The organism is Rhodococcus sp. T9N, assembly GCF_024436645.1.
GTDB classification, from domain to species: domain Bacteria; phylum Actinomycetota; class Actinomycetes; order Mycobacteriales; family Mycobacteriaceae; genus Rhodococcus_F; species Rhodococcus_F qingshengii.
The window spans coordinates 71248-89377 of record NZ_JAMSKS010000013.1 but is presented as its reverse complement, the minus strand read 5'-3'; the positions used below and the strand labels follow the sequence as shown (position 1 = coordinate 89377).

The following is an 18130-nucleotide window of genomic DNA, read 5'->3' as shown; positions in this document are numbered from 1 at the left end:
CGAACGACTTCGACGCTCTTTCGTCCCAACCGAAGGTGAGCCAGGCATGACCGATCAGAACGATCCGCGTAACTCGGGTGGGCCGCGCCGTGAGGATCCCGAGGCGACCGAGGTGTGGGGGCGTACGCCCGACCAGCCGACGGAGCAGTACGGGACGGTGTCCGGCCAGAATCCGAACCAGCCGACGGAGTATTTCGGTCAGCAGCCGGGGGCACAGCAGTATCCGGGGGCACAGCAGTATCCCTACGGCGGACCGGATCAGAACACGGAGTACTTGGGGCAGCAGGGGCAGCAGCCGAATCCCACTCAGGCGTTCCCTGCCTACAACCCGCAGTTCGATCCGCAGGCGCCGCCGCCTGGTGCGACGCAGGCCTATCCGCCGTACACCGCTCAGCAGTACGGGAACCCGGATCAGTACGGGAACACGCAGCAGTACGGAAATACACAGCAGTATCCGGTTGCCGGTGGTGGCGGTGGAGTTCCGCCGGAACAGCCGTTCATCGACGATGGATCGTCGGGCGGCGGTAAGAAGCGCAAGCTCGCGACGTGGGTGGCCGCCGGTGTGGTCGGGATCCTGGTCGCCGTGATCGCGATCATCGCGTTCTCGGCGTTCGGCTCGAACGACAAGGGCACCCAGACCGCTTTCGTTCCCCCGACCACCACGACGCAGGCGCCGACCACGACACCGCCGAAGGCCAGCACCACGGCGCCGACTCCGACGACGGATTCTCCGCTCAGCCAGCTTCCAGGCGGGCTCGGCGAAGTCATCGGTGACGCCGGGGGAGCCGTCGGCACCGTGAAGTCGAACGACGGCGGCACGTTGGTCATCGATTCGATCGGGGGTTCGCAGGTGACGATTCTGACCACCGCGGACACCACGCTCATCGCGCTCAACCGCGCCACCATCGCCGATCTGCAACCGGGAGACAACATCGTCGTCGACGGAACGCCGGTGGAGAACGGCACGATGACCGCCAACACGATTCTGAGTACGTCGCTGCCGAAGTTCGGCAACTGAGTCGTTCACGACACATCGGGCGAGTCCACCAGGGTGTCGCGGGAGGTTGAGGCCGCGAGTCGCTACCCTGGAGGGTGATGACTGGAATGTGGTTCGGACTGGCAGCAATTGCACTCGCAGGCGCGGGTGCGCTTCTGTACGTCGACAGGACGAGGCGAGATCAATCCGGGCGAGTGCGTCAGATCTGGGCCAAGGCGCAGGGTTACACGTACACGGCCACTGACGATCAGCTGGCAGGCGAATGGCACCGCGCGGTCATGGCCAAGCAGGACTATCTCACTGCTACCGACGTCGTCCGCGGCCGCCGTCGCGGAGAGCAGTTCGTGCTGTTCGACCTGGAGGAGACCGCAACCATCGTGGCTGTTCGCCGCGAGATCGGGTCGGACGTCGACATCGATCTTCGGTTGAAGTCGACGGCTCCGCCCAAGGACGGCGACCTGAACCTGTTGGGTGCGATCGGTTCACGAGTCGTCTTCGCGACCGATCTCGAGATCGCACGTCGTGTCTGTGATCAGCGCATGGTGGCGTTCACCGAATCGGTTCCGCCGTCGATCAGCATGCTGTGGAGCGAAGGGCAGTGGACGCTCGGTTCGCTTCCGGTGACCAGTAACGGCCGGGACTGGGACGCGGCAATCGAGTCGGTTGCGCGCCTGTCCGGCATTCTGCATGTCCTGCCTCCCGTCACCGATCCCAACGAACTCGAGGTCGATCACGATCCGAGCCGCCCGCGGCCGGGCGCCGAGAAGTCTCGCCCAACTCCGGATCCGGTAGAACAGCCCCGTTCGCGTCAAGAGCAGCCGCCCCGTGACGCTCCGCCGCGTGAATTTGCCCCGCGTGAGTCCGCACCGCGTGAGCCCGCACCGCGGGAATCTGCGCCACGTCCGGATCAACCGCTGCGCAAGCCCGAGGCGGCTGACAAGCCGGCTCAGCGCCCGGCGTCGCAGCGCTCGGGCACAATTCGCCCGGTCGACTGACCTTTAAGGTTCCCGTCCAGGCGCGATAACCACTAGCGTGGCCGGTATGTCGACTTCCCACTCGGATCGCCCTGTGCGTCCCGTTGCCCTGGTGACCGGACCCACCTCTGGTCTCGGCGCCGGTTTCGCCAAGAAATACGCCTCCCTCGGATACGACCTGGTTCTCGTCGCACGTGACGAGGTCAGATTGCACGACCTCGCGTCCGAGTTGAAGACGATGTTCGGCACCGAGTCGGAGATTCTGGTTGCCGATCTCGCATCGGAGGCCGGACGCGACACGGTCGCGCTTCGTTTGGAGAAGGGCGTCGAGGTGTTGGTGAACAACGCCGGATTCGGTACCTCCGGCGAGTTCTGGACCGCCGATCCGGCGCTTCTTCAGTCTCAACTCGACGTCAACGTCACCGCCGTGATGCGGCTGACCCGTGCGGCGCTGCCCAGCATGATCGCGTCGGCGCACGGAACGATTGTCAACGTGGCGAGCGTCGCGGGCCTGCTGTCCGGGCGGGGTTCGACGTATTCGGCAAGCAAGGCCTATGTCATCTCGTTCACCGAAGGGCTGTCCGGCGGGTTGGCCGGGACGGGAGTGCGCGTGCAGGCGCTGTGCCCGGGCTTCATTCGCACCGAGTTCCACGAGCGCGCGGGCATCGAGATGTCCACGATCCCCAAGCCGATGTGGCTGAGCGTCGACCAGGTGGTTGCGGCGTCGATGAAGGATCTCGGTGACGACAAGGTCATCAGTATTCCGGGATTCCAGTACAAGGTCCTCACGACGGCCGGGCGTCTCGTTCCCAAGGGGCTGGTTCGCCGGCTGACCAACATCGTCGGACGTGGCCGCGGGCGGACGTAGCCCAGAGGCGGAAGCCGGACGTAGCCCAGAGGCAGAAGCCGAACACAAGGCAGTGGTCGGTAGGCTGAGCACTCATGAGCGATCGTGAGGATTTGGCTGCGCTGGTGCGCGAATTGGCTGTTGTACACGGAAAGGTGACGTTGTCCTCGGGCAAGGAAGCCGATTACTACGTCGACCTTCGCCGCGCGACACTTCACCACAAGGCAGCGCCGCTGATCGGCTCGCTGCTGCGTGAACTGGTCGCGGACTGGGATTTCGACGCCGTCGGCGGTTTGACGATGGGCGCCGATCCGGTCGCTATGGCAGTGATGCACGCTCCCGGCCGACCGATCGATGCGTTTGTCGTCCGCAAGGCCGCGAAGGCCCACGGGATGCAGCGCCAGATCGAGGGCCCGGACATCGTCGGCAAGCGTGTCCTGGTTGTCGAGGACACGACCACGACGGGCAATTCGCCGTTGACAGCAGTGAAGGCCCTGCGCGAGGCAGGGGCCACCGTGGTCGGAGTCGCTACGGTCGTCGATCGCGCGACGGGTGCGGATGCGGTGATCGGTGCCGAGGGCGTCGAGTACCGCTCGCTGCTGGGCCTGGAAGATCTGAACCTGAGCTGACGCCCCGTGAGTGGTTAAGGAGTCCCTGCACTCCTCAACCACTCACAGGGGTCAGTCGCCTACGGTGACGGCGAGTGCTTCGTCGACGCTGTGCGGCGCGGGATCGTGGTCGTCGACGTGAGCGAGAACCTTACGTCCGCTCGACAGGACGAATACGGCGGCGAGGGTGAGCACCGCGCCGACCCAGAACGGCATGTGGACGTTGGATTCGCCGAGCTTGCCGGCTACCCACGGAGCAGCGGCGCCGCCGACGAATCGAACGAAGCTGTAAGCAGCCGAGGCGGTCGACCGCTCCACGGGAGCTGAGATCATGACGGTTTCGGTGATGAGTGTGTTGTTCACGCCGAGGAACAAACCGGCGAGGACGACACCGACGATCAATACGATCTTGTTCTCGGTGAACAGCGCCATCATGCCCAGGTCGAGTGCGAACAGGGTCAGTGCCAGCATCATCATCCGCAGGGTGCCGAAGCGTCGTTGCAGGCGAGGGGCGAGGAAAACCGACGAGATCGCCAGCATCAGGCCCCAACCGAAGAAGATGAATCCGATCGGGTACGCCCCCATGTCGAGGGGGAACGGCGTGTACGCGAGCAGCGTGAAGAATCCGTAGTTGTAGAGCAGCGCGGTGATGGCAACGGTGAGTAGCCCGCGGTGCCGCAACGCCTGGAAGGGCGCAGCGATGGATGTGTGGTGTTCGGGCTTGGGTGCGCTCGGAAGCATCACGACGATGAGAATGAAGGCGACCGCCATCAGGGCTGCGACGCCGAAGAACGGTGCGCGCCAGCTGATGTCACCGAGAACTCCGCCGACCAGCGGTCCGACTGCGATACCGATGCCCAGTGCAGCCTCGTACAGGATGATCGCCCGTGCCACGCCGCCGCTGGCCGCGCCGACGATTGCCGCGAGCGCCGTTGCGATGAACAGTGCATTGCCGAGTCCCCAGCCCGCACGGAATCCGACGATCTGGCCGATGGTGCTGGAAGCGCCTGCCAGAGAAGCGAACACGATGATGATAGCAAGGCCTGCAAGAAGTGTTTTCTTGGCGCCGATGCGGCTGGACACCACACCGGTGATGAGCATGGCCACGCCGGTGACGAGCATGTAGCTGGTGAACAGCAGCGAAACCTGCGACGGTGTGGCGTCGAGTTGTTCGCCGATCGGTTTGAGGATCGGATCGACCAATCCGATGCCCATGAAGGCGATGACGCTGGCAAAGGCTACCGCCCACACCGCTTTCGGTTGTTTCAGGAGGCTCGGCGGAGCCTCGTTCTGGTGCGTTGATGTCGCGGTCGTGTTGCTCACGGCCACCTCCTTTTTCAGTGGTGGGTGTTTCAGCTGGGATCGGAAGTCTTGATGATGGAACGCAATTCGGCCAATCCGTCGGCCAGTTTCTTGATCTGCTCGGGCCCGAGTTCGACGAAGTGGGGGACTAGAGCGTCGGCGATCTCGTTTCGACCGTCGTTCAAGATCTTTCGGCCCTTGTCCGTCATGGCCACTCGAACTGCCCGGGCGTCTTCGGGGTCGGCGCGGCGTTCGACGTAACCGTTCTCGCCGAGTTTGCGCAGTAGTGCAGTGGCAGAGGGCTGCGAGCTTCTGTCGAGTCGAGCGAAGTCGCTGATCCGCATTTCGCCGTATTCCTCGAGTAACGAGAGTGCGCGCAGCCAGGCGCGTGGGTACTGATCGGACGCGAAGGAGCCTGCCAGCTTCGCGAAGCGGTGCGTATTGCTCACGAGGTCGACGAGTAGTTCGTGCAGTTGCTGTTCTTCGTCTGTCACGAAGAATATTATTGCATAGGTTAACTATGTAAATCAACGAGTCCGTGGAAGGTGGTCCGTCACGGCGGTGGCTACCAGCGACGGCACATCGAGGTCGGGTGCGACGAGTGCGAGGCTTCGATTTGCCGCCAGCACTGCGATGCCGTGGGTTCCGGTCCAGATGTTCAACGCAGATGTGGTGGGATCGGAGGCGTCGGCCTCTTCGGTCAGGGATTGCAGGGCGGCGAAGAGCGGGAGTGAAGACTCTCGGAGGTTGCTGCCTGCGCCCTCGAGGAGGTCGTGGCGAAACATCAACTCGAACATCGCCGGTCGCTCCTGGGCGAATGACACGTATTCGATTGCTGCCGAGATCAATCGGCTACGAGCGGGTTGTTTGCCGGCGAGGACGGGATCGAGTCTGTCGGCGAGATCGCGCAGGCCGTATGAGGCAATTGCGGCTAGCAGGCTGTTGTGGGTCGGAAAGTATCTCCGCGGGGCGCCGTGCGACACGCCCGCCCGACGCGCTATCTCCCGTAGCGTCAGTTCTGTGGCGCCGTCGGCATCGAGAATCTCGACGCCGGTGGCGACGAGTGTTTCGCGAAGGCTGCTGACAGTCATGGAAGACAGTGTCTACTATTCTCGTCGTAGACACTGTCTACTAGACGGAAAAGGTGATGCCCTGTGCTCTATTGGCTGTTCAAATACGTCCTGATCGGCCCGGTCCTCTGGCTGTTCGGGCGGCCGACGATCGAGGGTCAGCACCACATCCCCAAGAAAGGGCCGGTGATTCTCGCCGGCAACCATCGGGCAGTCGTCGACTCGTTCTTCCTGGTTCTCATGGTGCGCCGACGCATCACCTTCGTCGCGAAGAGTGAATATTTCACCGGGACCGGTGTGAAGGGCGCGATGCAGCGCTGGTTCTTCGGTGGGGCCGGTCAGGTGCCGATCGACCGTAGCGGCGCCGACGCCTCCCGTGCGGCGTTGGACACGGCCATCGGGATTCTCGACAAGGGTGGTGTCTGGGGGATCTACCCCGAGGGAACACGATCACCCGACGGTTGCCTGTACAAGGGAAAGACCGGAGCGATTCGAGTCGCCTTGGAAACCGGGGCGCCGGTCATTCCCGTCGTCGTACACGGCGGCGACGCAGTCAACCCGCCGGGTACGCGGATGTGGCGCTTCAGCAAGGTCCGGATCACGGTAGGGGAGCCGATCGACTTCTCTCGGTACCGCGAACTTCGTGGCTACCAGGCTGTCGTGCGTGCGGCGACGGACGAATTGATGGCAGTGCTCTGTGACCAGTCGGGGCAGGAATACGTCGATGTCTACGGCGCGGACGTCAAATCCGGCGATGCCGCCTGAGTGACACAGTACGGTCGCTGTTGGACGTGTAACCAACAGGAGGATTGTGATGGCGGGCAAGTGGGGCATCGAGCACGCAGTTTTTGCGGCGGCGACGGCAGCGACAGTGGTCGGGGCAGTAGTCGGTAACGAGCGGGTTCAGCAGATCGCGAAGCCGTTGATCGCACCCGCTCTGGCCGCCCGAGTGCTGCGCAAGCGCTCGGAGACGGAAACTGCCGATACCGCACTGCTTCTGGCCGGTCTCGCCGCTGCAACTGTCGGCGACGTGTTCATGATCGACCCGGACAACGATGCTCGTCTGATCAAGGGCGCGTCCTCGTTCGCGGTGATGCAGGCCAGTTACTCGGCGCTCCTGCTGCGGCGCGGCGCTCGGCCGACCCGCGCTGCCCTGCGGCCCCGCATCAGCGGTTGGTCGACGGCGTCCGGACTGCTCCGTGCCAAGGCCCCGAGCGTGTCGACGCCGCTCACCGGATACGGATTGATGTTGGGAACCACCTCGACGTTGTCGGCGGACCCCGCTCTGGCACCGCAGTCCAAGGCCGTGCTCGACGTGGTCGTCCCGAACAAGGATCGACGCTCCTGGCTCGGATTGGGCGGAGTGCTCTTCACCGCATCCGACGGACTGATCGTGGTGCGTCGTCTGTTCATCCGCGGGACCGCCGGCCGCGCTGCTGCCGAGGGTGTGATCCTGGCGTCGTACGCGGGAGCGCAGCTGATGCTGGTGGAGGGCATGTTGGCGCTGGGGCGCAAGAAGAGCGTCTAGTCTTTCACGGGCACAGCATGATTCGGTCTCGGTTCTTCGGGTCCACCATGACGGTGACCGTGGATCCGGGAGTGATCTTGTCTTTGTACTCGGGTCGGATCTCGTACTCGATCCGGCCCGAGTACGAATCGGAACCTGGAACCGTGAGGTGGAGTGCGAGCTTGGCCAATTCGCCGTCGACGGTTCGGCGCAGGGGTGTGACGGTGTCGATTCGTGCCCACCCTTCGAGGCCGTGCTTTTCGAGTTTGCGCTCGGCGCGGGTCGGGCGGTTGGCCCATGCCATTCCGAATCCGAGAACCGAGCCGAAAGCGGCGAGCAGCCCGCCGATCTGATAGGGCAGCGTGCCAGGCGGAGTGTGCTCGACCAGCCATCCGAGCCACACGGCGAGCACGATCAGATACCCCACCGCGATGAAACACACGGTGTGTACGACGCGACGGTGATTCATCAGATTTCCTCCACATCCAGGATAGCCTGACCGGATGAGCGAACCGAACGTCTTCATCACCGGTGCTGCGGCTGGAATCGGGCGGGAGACGTCGCTGTTGTTCGCGCGCAACAGATACCGCGTCGGCGCGTTCGACATCGACGACGCCGGCCTTGCCTCCTTGAAGGCCGAGATCGACGGTTTCGGCGGCAGTGTCGTGACGGGTGTCCTGGATGTCACCGATCCGGCGGGATGGGCGCAGTGTCTGGCCGATTTTGCCGGGGAGTCCGGGCGTCTGGACATCCTGATCAACAATGCGGGCGTGCTCTCCTCGGGACGGTTCGAGGATATTTCTCTTGCGGCGCATCGCCGAATGGTCGACATCAACATCACCGGCACCCTCAACGGCACGCACACGGCTTTCCCGTACCTTCGCGATACCGTCGGCGCTCAGGTGGTCAATCTGTGCTCCGCTTCGGCGATCTACGGCCAGCCCGAACTGGCGACGTACGGTGCAACCAAGTTCGCGATCCGCGGCCTGACCGAGGCGCTCGATCTGGAATGGGCACAGCACGACATCCGTGTTCTCGCGCTCTGGCCGTTGTTCGTCCAGACCGCGATGGTCACTGGAATGGACACCGGAGCCACCAGATCGTTGGGTATCAAGCTGACTGCAACCGACGTCGCGCAGGAACTGTGGGCGGCCACACGCGGCGCCGGACGGATGCACAAGGTTCACTACCCGGTCGGAACTCAGGCGAAGCTCTTCCTCAGCGCGTCGCGCTTCTCGCCCGCGTGGCTCTCACGGCTGATGAACAAGCGCGTCACCAGCACTTAGTCGACCACACGATAGAGTGCACTGTCGGCTGTTGCTGGGCCAAGATGACGTGTGTGGAGGTAGTCGGGTGGTTCGTGTTCGGGTGGGGTTCGTCTTGTTGGGCGTCGGGTCGGCGCTCGTGCTCGCAGGGTGCAGCGGGGAGGCGGATTCAGCGCCGACCGTAGCGGCGCAGCCCAGTTCGTCCACCACTACCGCAGTGCCGACGACAACCACCACCGTCGCGCCCGTCGTCCCCACGACCACCGAACCACCGACCACGACGCTGCCACCGACGACGACACTCACGGACGTGCAGTTCGAGCGCAACGAGTCGTACTACTTCACCACTCCCGACGGAAACTTCCAGTGCGGCATCATCAAGTTGCCCACCAGAATCGAAGCCGGGTGCGAGGGAACGACCACTCCCGTTCCGCCGCGGCCGGAGAGCTGCATGGTCAACTGGGGCAACGGTATTCGCGTCACCGACGAGGGTGAGGGTGCTTTCATGTGTTCGGGCGGAGAGGTGTACACCTCTGGCGGCCCCGACGCCGATCCGGTGTTGGCGGCCGGTCAACCGCTGAGCAAACTGGGTTTCACCTGTACGACCACCGCGACAGACGTCTCGTGTGTCAACGATCAGACCACGCACGGCTTCACCGTGGCTGCAGATTCCAACGAGGTGTTCTGATGACCGAAGTCGCAGCCGACGACGTGTCCGGCGGAGCCGGTGAACCGGGACCCACCGAGTGGGGCGAGAATCCCAACGGCGTCGGACCCTGGGCCGAGGAGCACGACACGGAACCGCCGACCGACGAGCGCTACGACCCGGTACTTCTGGCCGAGGGTGATCGTCGAAACGTCTTGGACGAGTATCGGTACTGGACGCGGGAAGCGATAGTCGCGGATATCGACTCGCGCCGTCACACGATGCATGTCGCCATCGAGAACTTCGCGCACGACGCCAACATCGGCACGGTGGTCCGCACGGCCAACGCGTTTGCCGCGGCCGCGGTCCACATCGTGGGGCGTCGGCGCTGGAATCGGCGGGGCGCCATGGTGACCGATCGATACCAACACATCGTTCACCATGCAGACATCGGCGAACTCGTCGAGTACGCCCGTGAGAATTCACTCACGATCGTGGCCGTCGACAACACCCCGGGGTCGGTGCCGCTGGAAACGGCAAGCCTGCCGCGGGAGTGCATCCTGCTGTTCGGTCAAGAAGGCCCCGGAGTGACCGATCATGCGAAAGAGGTTGCGTCCATGACGGTCTCGATCGCACAATTCGGTTCGACTCGCAGCATCAACGCCGGTGTCGCGGCCGGCATCGCGATGCACGCGTGGGTACGTGAGCATGCCGATCTCGCCGATTCCCGCTGATCTCGCTCGCGAATTCCGGCTAGCGTGTAGCGCCTCGACCAGACAGGATAGGTAGTTATGCAGGAAGTGTGGGCAGAGCGGGCCGATGCGGCTGAGGGCGCGATAGTCAGTCGTCACCTTCGGCGCCTGTGGGGAATGCCCCGGACAGCACTCGGCGTGGTTGCCTGGCCTGCTGTTCGGCGCGAGCGGATGTTCAAGCCGTGGCACTACTGGTGGCAAGCACACCTGCTCGACACTGCAATCGACGCGCTCGAACGTGACCCGACGCCCAAGCGTCGTCGCCGGGTGGCGAAGGTTGCCCGCAGTGTGCGGGTCCGCAACGTCTCGGCGTGGACCAACAACTATTACGACGACATGGCGTGGCTGGGCCTCTCGCTCGAACGTGCTCAACGCATGTTCTCGGTCGATCACCGGACCGCGGTCCAGGCGCTCGAATCGCAGCTCTTCGATTCGTGGTCCCCGGCCGACGGCGGCGGTATTCCGTGGTGCAAAGGCTCCGATTTCTACAACACACCGGCAAACGGACCCGCCGGAATCATGCTGGCGCGCACCGGAAAACTCTGGCGTGCGCAGGCAACGGCCGACTGGATCGACGAGACGCTGCGGGATCCGGACTCCGGACTGATCTTCGACGGTATCCGCCGCGACGGCACCCTCGAGCGCGCGATCTACTCGTACTGTCAAGGCGTCACGCTGGGGTTGGAAACCGAGTTGTCGACGCGATTGGGCGAACCGCGCCACCGCGAGCGAGTCCACAAACTCGTCGACGCGGTGTACGACGGCATGACCGAGTACGGAGTTATCACGGGCGGTGGCGGAGGCGACGGCGGACTGTTCAACGCAATCCTGGCTCGCTACCTCGCGTTCGTGGTGGTGAACCTGTCCTGGGAGACTCACGAGGACCTGCGAGCGCGCGAACTCGCAGCGCAGATCGTTCTCTCCTCCGCGGAAGCTGCCTGGAACAACAGACTGCAGATCGAAGGCCTGCCGCTGTTCGGGCACGACTGGACCAAGGATGCTCAGTTGCCGAGTCTGTCCGGCGACATCGCCACCTTCGCCGCCGGAACGGTGCGCTCGTCGAGCGTGCCCGAGCGAGACCTCTCGGTGCAGGTGGGTGGGTGGATGCTCATGGAGGCGGCCTTTGTCGTCTCGGCGGCTGGATACCCGCGTAAGCGTTAGGCTTTTTCCTCATGGAATCCCGGCACGTGGTCGACACGGACGGCGTACGTCTTCACGTCGATGTCGGTGGGGCAGGGGCGGACGTTCTGGTTCTCTCCGGCGGCCCGGGATGCGTTCACTATCTTGCTCACGACGAGCTGGTTCCGGAAGGAATGCGCGCGTGGTGCCCTGAGCCACGCGGAGTCGGCCGGTCCGGTGGCGGCGCTCATACGATGGCGCAGGCCGTTGCGGACCTCGAACTCGTCCGACGCACGTTCGAGATCGACAGCTGGGTCGTGCTGGGGCACTCGTGGGGATCCGACTTGGCGGTGCGGTACGCACTCGACTGTCCGGAATCGGTGTCCGGCGTCGTCGGCATCGCTGGGCACGGCCTCCACAAGGACCGGACATGGTCGAAGCAGTACGAAGCGGGAATCGAGCCGGACCCGCAGATACCTTGGGAACCTGTTGTCTGGCAATCGCTTCAAGAATCGTTCATCGAATGGATCCATGAACCACAGCTGTTTCGGCAGTTGGCCGACTCACCAGTGCCCATGACATTTCTCGCGGCGGCCGACGACATTCGCCCGTCGTGGCCGTTGCAGCAACTGGCCGAACTCGTGCCTAACGGTAGTTTCGAGGTCGTCGACGGTGTCGCGCACAACTTCTGGCAGTCTCACCCGCTCCTGTGGAGGAAGATCGTCACCGAGGCTTGTGCGGCGCACTCTCGGCTCTCCTGATTTCCACCAGGATCCGCTCCGCGACGGTCTGGTATCCCAGGCTCCGATTGACGGTCAGCATCGGGTGATTCTCCGCGTTCACCGTTGTGTAAATCTTTCGCAGGGAGGGAAATTCAGTTGCCAATACAGACGCTTGTTGCTCCTTGACCCACTGAGCGAGACCGTGCCCGCGGTGCTGGGGAAGTACCACGGTGTCGTGCTGCGATGCGTGGGTGCTGTCATGTTCGTCCACCGTCACCACTGTCGCTGCGGCTACTTCGCCGACGCTGTCGTCGACCGCGCAGCACACCAGGAGTACTTGAGAGCCACCCGTCATCTTCTGTTCCCACGATCTGACCTCGTCGGCTCCCCAATTACGTTCGGGCACCTGCAGTTCAGCGCCCGGCGCGTCGAGGAGTCGATTCAAAGCCTCCGAGAAGGAGTGGATCAGCTCGTCCGGGGTTCGGTTGCGCCAACTGACGATTCGATAGCCGGGGCGAGCGCTGTGTGCGGTGGGAGCACTGAGGTGCTGGACCTGGTTGGCCAACCGAAGCAACACGCGGTGACCGTCGAACGATCGCAGGAAATGCTCGGCTGCGCTTCCGACGAGCGCCGTCACTCTGATTCTTCGCACGCCGAACCCGGCGATGTCGATCTCGACGAGTTCGGCAAGCGCTCGTCCCACCCCTTGTCGCTGCGCGTGGGGTGTCACGTACATCCGAAACTCTGCGAGATCGGCTTCGGCCGAGTTGCGTCGTGCCTGGGCGATGCCGAGGACCTCGTCGGTGCCGGCGTCGCGTGCAATCCAACGCCGTACATCGGCCGAATTGTCCTCGGCCTCGATCATTTCCATCAGCGCGGTCGCTGTCGGCGCAGTCCCGGACAGGTGACGTTGGCCTTCGGCGAACACCTCACACCACTGATGAAGAACAGTTGCTGTCGCTCCGGACGGTACGAACTCGGCTACAACTACGCGGCTCACCCATGTGACGATACCGACCTGCCCACCCTGAGTTGGAATCACGCGAACCCTAACCCTGTCGGACTGCGGCGGCAGTTGCCAGCATTCAGGCATGTCTGATTCTCCGCGCCAACTGAGCCTCAACGCGTTCATCCACCCCGCCGGTCATCACGAAGCGGCGTGGCGTCATCCGTGGACAACCCCGGAACGTCTGTTCGACGTCACGTATTTCCAGGAGATCGCTCGCACTGCTGAGGCGGCGAAGTTCGACGGAATCTTCTTCGCCGACGGTCCCGCGTTGCGCAGCGACGTCGAGCACGGTCCCGCAGGGACATTGGAGCCGATCACCTTGTTGACGGCCATTGCAGTGGCGACCGAGCGAATCGGATTGATCGCGACGGCGTCGACCACGTACTACGAGCCGTACAACCTGGCTCGGCTGTTCGCCTCGCTCGACCACATCTCGAACGGACGCGCGGGGTGGAACATCGTCACCACGGGTACGGATCTGGCGGCAGCCAACTTCGGGCTGGCCAAGCACCCGGATCACGGGGACCGGTATTCGCGCGCACGGGAATTCGTCGACGCGGTGGTGCGGTTGTGGGACAGCTGGGAGGACGACGCGATCAGTCTGGACCGGGAGAACGGAATCTACGCGGACAGAAACAAGATTCACGAGATCAACTACGTCGGCCGGCATCTGCGGGTGCGGGGACCGTTCAACGCACCGCGAACTCCGCAGGGATACCCGGTGCTGGTGCAGGCCGGTGCGTCCAACGACGGTCGCGCGTTTGCCGGTCAGTACGCGGAGGCGATTTTCACAGCGCACCAGAGACTTTCCGATGCGCAGGCGTTCTACACCGACATCAAGTCGAGGGCTGCGCAGTTCGGGCGCAACCCCGATCATGTCAAGATTCTGCCGGGAATCAGCCCGTTCATCGGTGACACCGAGGAACAAGCCAAGGCGCTCGAGCGAGAATTCAACGAGTTGACTTCGCCGGAGTACGGGCTCGCGCAACTCGGTGCACTCACCGGGACCGATGTTCGGAATCTGGAACTGGATGCACCGGTTCCCGTCGAATTGTTCGCGGCGGCAGGTGATGTCACCGACAACAAGCAAAGTAGATTGCAGGTGATCGCCGGCATCGTCGAGCGCGAGCGTCCGACGGTTCGTGGCCTCCTTCATCGATTGGCGGGTGCGCGCGGGCACCGGGTGTTTGCCGGAACCGCCGAGCAAGTAGCTGACACGATCGAGGAATGGTTCACCAGCGGTGCTGCTGACGGCTTCAACGTCATGCCGCCGTACTACCCGGGTGGGCTCGAGATCTTCACCGAGCGTGTGGTCCCGATCCTGCAGGATCGCGGTCTTTTCCGGACTGAATACACGGGTACGACCCTTCGTGATCATTTCGGTTTGCCGAGGCCCGAGAGCCAGTTCTCGGGTAGTGCCTCTGCAGTGCAGTAGGCCCGCCCGCTGTTGTCGATAATGACAATGGTTACCATTAAGGAATGAAGCAGCTACCGGTAACCGTGCTGTCCGGATTTCTGGGCGCAGGCAAGACCACACTCCTCAACCACATTCTCGCCAATCGCGATGGCCGGAGGGTCGCCGTCATCGTCAACGACATGAGCGAGATCAACATCGACGCGGCCCTCGTCGCGGGCCAGGGTCATCTCGACCGCACGGAAGAGAAGTTGGTCGAGCTGACCAACGGATGCATCTGCTGCACGCTGCGTGAGGATCTGATCGACGCCGTCGGCGCCCTGGCCCGAGAGGGGCGATTCGATCAGTTGGTGATCGAGTCCACCGGCATCTCCGAACCGATGCCGGTGGCGGCCACCTTCGACTGGGAATTCGAGGACGGATTCAGCCTCGGCTCGCTCGCGAAGCTCGACACCATGGTGACCGTGGTGGACGCGTCGACCTTCCTCGGCGAACTGGCAAAAGGCGAACGACTGGACGAGCGCAACCTCGAAGCAGGGGAGGGGGACGGACGCAGCATCTCCGATCTCCTGGTCGATCAGGTGGAGTTCGCCGACGTCATCTTGCTGAACAAAACCGACCTGGTGAGCCCGCGGGCGGCGGGAACCGTCGAGGCGACGCTTCGAAGGCTCAACCCCACTGCTCAGCTGATTCGGACCGACCACGGAAAAGTCACCCTCGATCGCGTCCTCGAAACCGGTCTCTACAACCCGGAACTGGCTGCGCAAGTACCCGGTTGGGACGAGGAGCTGGCCGGCGGGCACACCCCGGAAACCGAGGAATACGGAATACGCAGCGTCACGTATCGAGCCTCGCGACCCTTTCATCCGGCGCGACTCGAGGCTGCGCTCGGTCAGTTCGCGGGACTCTTGCGAAGCAAAGGCTTCTGCTGGATCGCCAGTCGGCCCGAGTTCGCCGCGATCTGGTCGCAGGCAGGCCCCAACCTCGTCATCGAACCGGCTCAACTGTGGGCGTCGGCGGCGGAGGTGCCAGGGCAGGAGATCGTGTTCATCGGAGTGAAACTGGACCCGGCGGCGCCGTCACGAATCCTCGATCCGGCTCTGCTGACCGATGACGAACTACGCGAAGGGCCGCGGGCATGGACTCGCTACGAGGACCCGCTGCCGGCGTGGGACCAGGGCCACCTGCACTGAGCAGTCAGCTTCTAGTCGAGGACTTCTTCGACCTCGACGTCTTCGGCCGGTCGGGCCATCTCCTTGCGGTACTGCCAGATTCCCAGCGCAGTACCGATGACCAAGCTGACCATCATCACGATCAGCACGGCGGGCAGCAACCACGGCACGCGATCGAGGAACGAGCCACCGTAGAAACCGAGTAGCAGGAGCACGGGCGCCCAGATGATCGCGCCGATGGTGCTCGCGATGGTGTAGCGCGTGTGGTTCATCTTGGCTGCGCCCGCGACCATCGGGCACAGGGTGCGCACCCACGGAACCCAGCGAGCAATCAGGACCGCCCAGAACCCGTGTTTTTCCAACAGGATGTTCACGCGGTGCAGGTTCTTCTCGGTGAAGTACTTGCCGCCCTTACGGGCTTTGATGTGATTGCCGGTCCGGTGGCCGATGACGTACCCGACCTGGTTGCCGGCAATGGCCGCGATCATCGCACCGACAGACAACGCCCACACGTGGCCCGCGCCGGATTCGTGGCCGGCAAGAACGATTCCGGCTGTGATCAGAAGCGAATCACCGGGGAGAAACAACCCGAGGATGATCGCGCACTCGATGAAGACGAACGTGACGACGATGATCCAGACCAACAGAGGCCCGGCAGTCTCGAGCGGGGAGAAACTGCCGGATGCGAGCGTCATCGTCGTCAGTTCTTCGCCTCGTTCTGCAATCAGGGGGTGGGGTCTTCGGGGACTGTCACCGTCGAATTGTCCGTAGTGGAAGTATTCGCCGTTTCACCACGTCTCGACGCCAGAATTCGCTTCCCGATTTCGAAGACGATCGGCAGAACCGACACCAGGACGATCAAGATGAAGATGTAGTCGACATTGTCGCGGATGAATTCGATCTGCCCCAGGAGGTAGCCGAGCAAAGTCACGCCGGCACCCCACAGGATGCCGCCGACGATGTTGTACGTCAGGAACAGTGAGTACTTCATCTTCGACGCGCCGGCGACAACCGGAGCAAAAGTACGCACGATCGGCACGAACCGAGCCAGGATAATGGTGATCGGGCCGTGCTTTTCGAAGAAGGCGTGTGACTCGTCGATGTACTTCTTCTTGAAGAACCGCGCGTCGTCCGTCTTGAACAGGGCAGTTCCGCCCTTGGCGCCGATGTAGAACCCGACTTGGTCACCCAGAATCGCGGCGATCGGAATCGTCACCAGGAGCACCCACAGTGGCGCGAACGGTTCGATCTCGGTGGACTTGGACGCCGCGATCAGCCCTGCGGTGAAGAGGAGCGAATCGCCGGGCAAGAGCGGAAACAGCAGGCCTGATTCGATGAAGACCACCAGAAGCAATCCCACCAGAACCCACGTTCCGAAGGAATTCAAGAGGTTCACGGGATCGAGGAAGCCGGGCAGCAAGGCCAGGTTCGTCACGGATTCAGTTGCTGCCTGCACATTCACGGTGGCCAGAGTACCGGCCGAATCTGAGTGTTTCCCACCACCGCAGGTCATCGCGTCGGTGGCGGCGGGCCGAGACCGCAAAGAGACGTGACGAGTCGGACTTGCCATACTGCTAGGACCACACGAAGCGCTTTCACATCGCCGAGCGCTCCGAACGACACTTATATGGAGGACTCCCGCCGTGCCTATCGCAACTCCCGAGGTCTATGCCGAGATGCTTGGTCGGGCCAAGGAGCATTCCTTTGCCTTCCCCGCCATCAACTGTGTCGGCTCCGAATCCATCAACGCAGCCATCAAGGGCTTCGCGGACGCCGGCAGTGACGGCATCATCCAGTTCTCGACGGGCGGCGCCGAGTTCGGTTCCGGTTTGGGCGTCAAGGACATGGTCACCGGCGCTGTTGCGCTCGCCGAGTTCGCACACGTGATCGCGGCAAAGTACGACGTCACCATCGCGCTGCACACCGATCACTGCCCGAAGGACAAGCTGGACACCTACGTGCGTCCGCTGCTCGCGATCTCGCAGGAGCGCGTCGACGCCGGTCGTAACCCGCTGTTCCAGTCGCACATGTGGGACGGCTCGGCTATCCCGATCGACGAGAACCTGGCCATCGCCAAGGAACTGCTCGCCCTCTCGAAGGCTGCACGCATCATCCTCGAGGTCGAGATCGGTGTCGTCGGCGGTGAAGAAGACGGCGTCGAAGCCGAGATCAACGACAAGCTCTACACCTCGAGCGAAGACTTCGAGAAGACGGTCGATGCTCTGGGCATCGGCGAACAGGGCAAGTACCTCCTTGCCGCCACCTTCGGCAACGTCCACGGCGTCTACAAGCCGGGCAACGTCAAGCTCAAGCCCGAGGTTCTCGAAGAGGGCCAGAAGGTCGCCGCTGCCAAGCTCGGCCTGGCTTCCGGTTCGCAGCCCTTCGACTTCGTCTTCCACGGTGGATCGGGATCGTTGAAGTCGGAGATCGAGGACTCGCTGAACTTCGGCGTCGTCAAGATGAACGTCGACACCGACACCCAGTACGCGTTCTCCCGTCCGATCGCCGGACACTTCTTCACCAACTACGACGGCGTCCTCAAGGTCGACGGCGAGGTCGGAAACAAGAAGGCATACGACCCGCGCAGCTACCTCAAGAAGGCCGAAGCCGGCATGACGGCTCGCGTCGTCGAGGCGTGCAACGACCTGAAGTCGGCCGGACGCTCGGTGTCGGCAGGCTGATCGGTTTCACAACTGCGCTTCACAGAACAAAATGCGCGCCGGCGA

General features: G+C 63.3%; 21 protein-coding genes. 14 read left to right on the top strand and 7 right to left on the bottom strand.

Annotation, left to right across the window (positions count from 1 at the left end):
- Nucleotides 1-46 precede the first annotated feature (46 nt).
- From M1L53_RS20870 to pyrE, 4 genes are all read left to right on the top strand, one after another.
- Nucleotides 47-1018: a hypothetical protein gene (locus M1L53_RS20870; RefSeq protein ID WP_042452195.1), complete on the top strand. Its 972-nt coding sequence runs from the start codon at nt 47-49 to the stop codon at nt 1016-1018.
- An 86-nt stretch (nt 1019-1104) separates the two neighbouring features.
- Nucleotides 1105-1992, top strand: a complete 888-nt coding sequence (locus tag M1L53_RS20865) for a hypothetical protein (protein ID WP_054187144.1) — start codon at nt 1105-1107, stop codon at nt 1990-1992.
- Nucleotides 1993-2038: 46 nt separating this feature from the next.
- Nucleotides 2039-2839, top strand: coding sequence for an SDR family oxidoreductase (locus tag M1L53_RS20860; protein ID WP_037131478.1), 801 nt, complete (start codon nt 2039-2041; stop codon nt 2837-2839).
- Between the two features lie 74 nt (nt 2840-2913).
- Complete coding sequence (gene pyrE / locus M1L53_RS20855; RefSeq protein WP_003944385.1) at nt 2914-3447, top strand: orotate phosphoribosyltransferase; 534 nt, start codon at nt 2914-2916, stop codon at nt 3445-3447.
- Nucleotides 3448-3498: 51 nt separating this feature from the next.
- Here the strand turns inward: pyrE and M1L53_RS20850 are convergent, their stop codons facing one another.
- From M1L53_RS20850 to M1L53_RS20840, 3 genes are read right to left on the bottom strand one after another with little or no spacing between them, the layout of a single operon-like run.
- Nucleotides 3499-4755 (bottom strand): MFS transporter, encoded by a 1257-nt coding sequence (locus M1L53_RS20850; RefSeq protein ID WP_047269490.1) that lies wholly within the window; start codon nt 4753-4755, stop codon nt 3499-3501.
- A gap of 23 nt (nt 4756-4778) precedes the next feature.
- The gene (locus M1L53_RS20845) at nt 4779-5222 is read right to left on the bottom strand and encodes a MarR family winged helix-turn-helix transcriptional regulator (RefSeq protein WP_003944339.1); all 444 of its coding nucleotides are present in this window, start codon (nt 5220-5222) and stop codon (nt 4779-4781) included.
- A 33-nt stretch (nt 5223-5255) separates the two neighbouring features.
- Nucleotides 5256-5819, bottom strand: a complete 564-nt coding sequence (locus M1L53_RS20840; RefSeq protein ID WP_054187132.1) for a TetR/AcrR family transcriptional regulator — start codon at nt 5817-5819, stop codon at nt 5256-5258.
- Nucleotides 5820-5882: 63 nt separating this feature from the next.
- Between M1L53_RS20840 and M1L53_RS20835 the strand changes: the two genes are divergently transcribed.
- Together M1L53_RS20835 and M1L53_RS20830 are read left to right on the top strand one after the other, a co-directional pair.
- Complete coding sequence (locus M1L53_RS20835) at nt 5883-6563, top strand: 1-acyl-sn-glycerol-3-phosphate acyltransferase (RefSeq protein ID WP_003944312.1); 681 nt, start codon at nt 5883-5885, stop codon at nt 6561-6563.
- 49 nt (nt 6564-6612) lie between these two features.
- On the top strand, nt 6613-7326 hold the full coding sequence (locus M1L53_RS20830) for a lysoplasmalogenase (RefSeq protein ID WP_007726757.1): 714 nt from the start codon (nt 6613-6615) through the stop codon (nt 7324-7326).
- A 4-nt stretch (nt 7327-7330) separates the two neighbouring features.
- Here M1L53_RS20830 and M1L53_RS20825 read toward each other — a convergent pair whose 3' ends face one another.
- The gene (locus M1L53_RS20825) at nt 7331-7774 is read right to left on the bottom strand and encodes a hypothetical protein (protein ID WP_007726759.1); all 444 of its coding nucleotides are present in this window, start codon (nt 7772-7774) and stop codon (nt 7331-7333) included.
- A 34-nt stretch (nt 7775-7808) separates the two neighbouring features.
- Between M1L53_RS20825 and M1L53_RS20820 the strand changes: the two genes are divergently transcribed.
- The 5 genes from M1L53_RS20820 (at nt 7809) to M1L53_RS20800 (ending at nt 11848) form a co-directional block, all read left to right on the top strand.
- Nucleotides 7809-8591, top strand: a complete 783-nt coding sequence (locus tag M1L53_RS20820; protein ID WP_054187133.1) for an SDR family oxidoreductase — start codon at nt 7809-7811, stop codon at nt 8589-8591.
- A 67-nt stretch (nt 8592-8658) separates the two neighbouring features.
- Nucleotides 8659-9258 carry a DUF6636 domain-containing protein gene (locus tag M1L53_RS20815; protein ID WP_003944380.1) on the top strand — a complete coding sequence of 200 codons (600 nt, stop codon included), beginning with the start codon at nt 8659-8661 and terminating at the stop codon, nt 9256-9258.
- A complete protein-coding gene (locus M1L53_RS20810; RefSeq protein ID WP_042452183.1) occupies nt 9258-9950 on the top strand; it encodes a TrmH family RNA methyltransferase in 693 nt (230 codons plus the stop codon). Before M1L53_RS20815 ends, M1L53_RS20810 begins: the two co-directional genes overlap by 1 nt.
- Before the next feature lie 57 nt (nt 9951-10007).
- A complete protein-coding gene (locus M1L53_RS20805; protein WP_003944321.1) occupies nt 10008-11129 on the top strand; it encodes a glycoside hydrolase family 76 protein in 1122 nt (373 codons plus the stop codon).
- Nucleotides 11130-11140: 11 nt separating this feature from the next.
- Nucleotides 11141-11848: an alpha/beta fold hydrolase gene (locus tag M1L53_RS20800; protein ID WP_054187134.1), complete on the top strand. Its 708-nt coding sequence runs from the start codon at nt 11141-11143 to the stop codon at nt 11846-11848.
- Here M1L53_RS20800 and M1L53_RS20795 read toward each other — a convergent pair.
- Complete coding sequence (locus M1L53_RS20795) at nt 11811-12809, bottom strand: GNAT family N-acetyltransferase (protein ID WP_232319004.1); 999 nt, start codon at nt 12807-12809, stop codon at nt 11811-11813. The genes M1L53_RS20800 and M1L53_RS20795 overlap by 38 nt on opposite strands.
- A 91-nt stretch (nt 12810-12900) precedes the next feature.
- Here M1L53_RS20795 and M1L53_RS20790 point away from each other — a divergent pair, with 91 nt between their 5' ends.
- Both M1L53_RS20790 and M1L53_RS20785 read left to right on the top strand, forming a co-directional pair.
- A complete protein-coding gene (locus tag M1L53_RS20790) occupies nt 12901-14253 on the top strand; it encodes an LLM class flavin-dependent oxidoreductase (protein WP_007726771.1) in 1353 nt (450 codons plus the stop codon).
- A 44-nt stretch (nt 14254-14297) separates the two neighbouring features.
- On the top strand, nt 14298-15425 hold the full coding sequence (locus M1L53_RS20785) for a GTP-binding protein (RefSeq protein WP_054187136.1): 1128 nt from the start codon (nt 14298-14300) through the stop codon (nt 15423-15425).
- An 11-nt stretch (nt 15426-15436) separates the two neighbouring features.
- Here the strand turns inward: M1L53_RS20785 and M1L53_RS20780 are convergent, their stop codons facing one another.
- Entirely contained in the window at nt 15437-16099 is a 663-nt protein-coding gene (locus M1L53_RS20780; RefSeq protein ID WP_003944306.1) for a DedA family protein, read from the bottom strand.
- A gap of 29 nt (nt 16100-16128) precedes the next feature.
- Nucleotides 16129-16866, bottom strand: coding sequence for a VTT domain-containing protein (locus M1L53_RS20775; protein WP_003944390.1), 738 nt, complete (start codon nt 16864-16866; stop codon nt 16129-16131).
- Nucleotides 16867-17047: 181 nt separating this feature from the next.
- Here M1L53_RS20775 and fbaA point away from each other — a divergent pair, with 181 nt between their 5' ends.
- Nucleotides 17048-18085, top strand: a complete 1038-nt coding sequence (fbaA, locus tag M1L53_RS20770) for a class II fructose-bisphosphate aldolase (protein WP_007726777.1) — start codon at nt 17048-17050, stop codon at nt 18083-18085.
- The last annotated feature ends 45 nt before the right edge of the window (nt 18086-18130 follow it).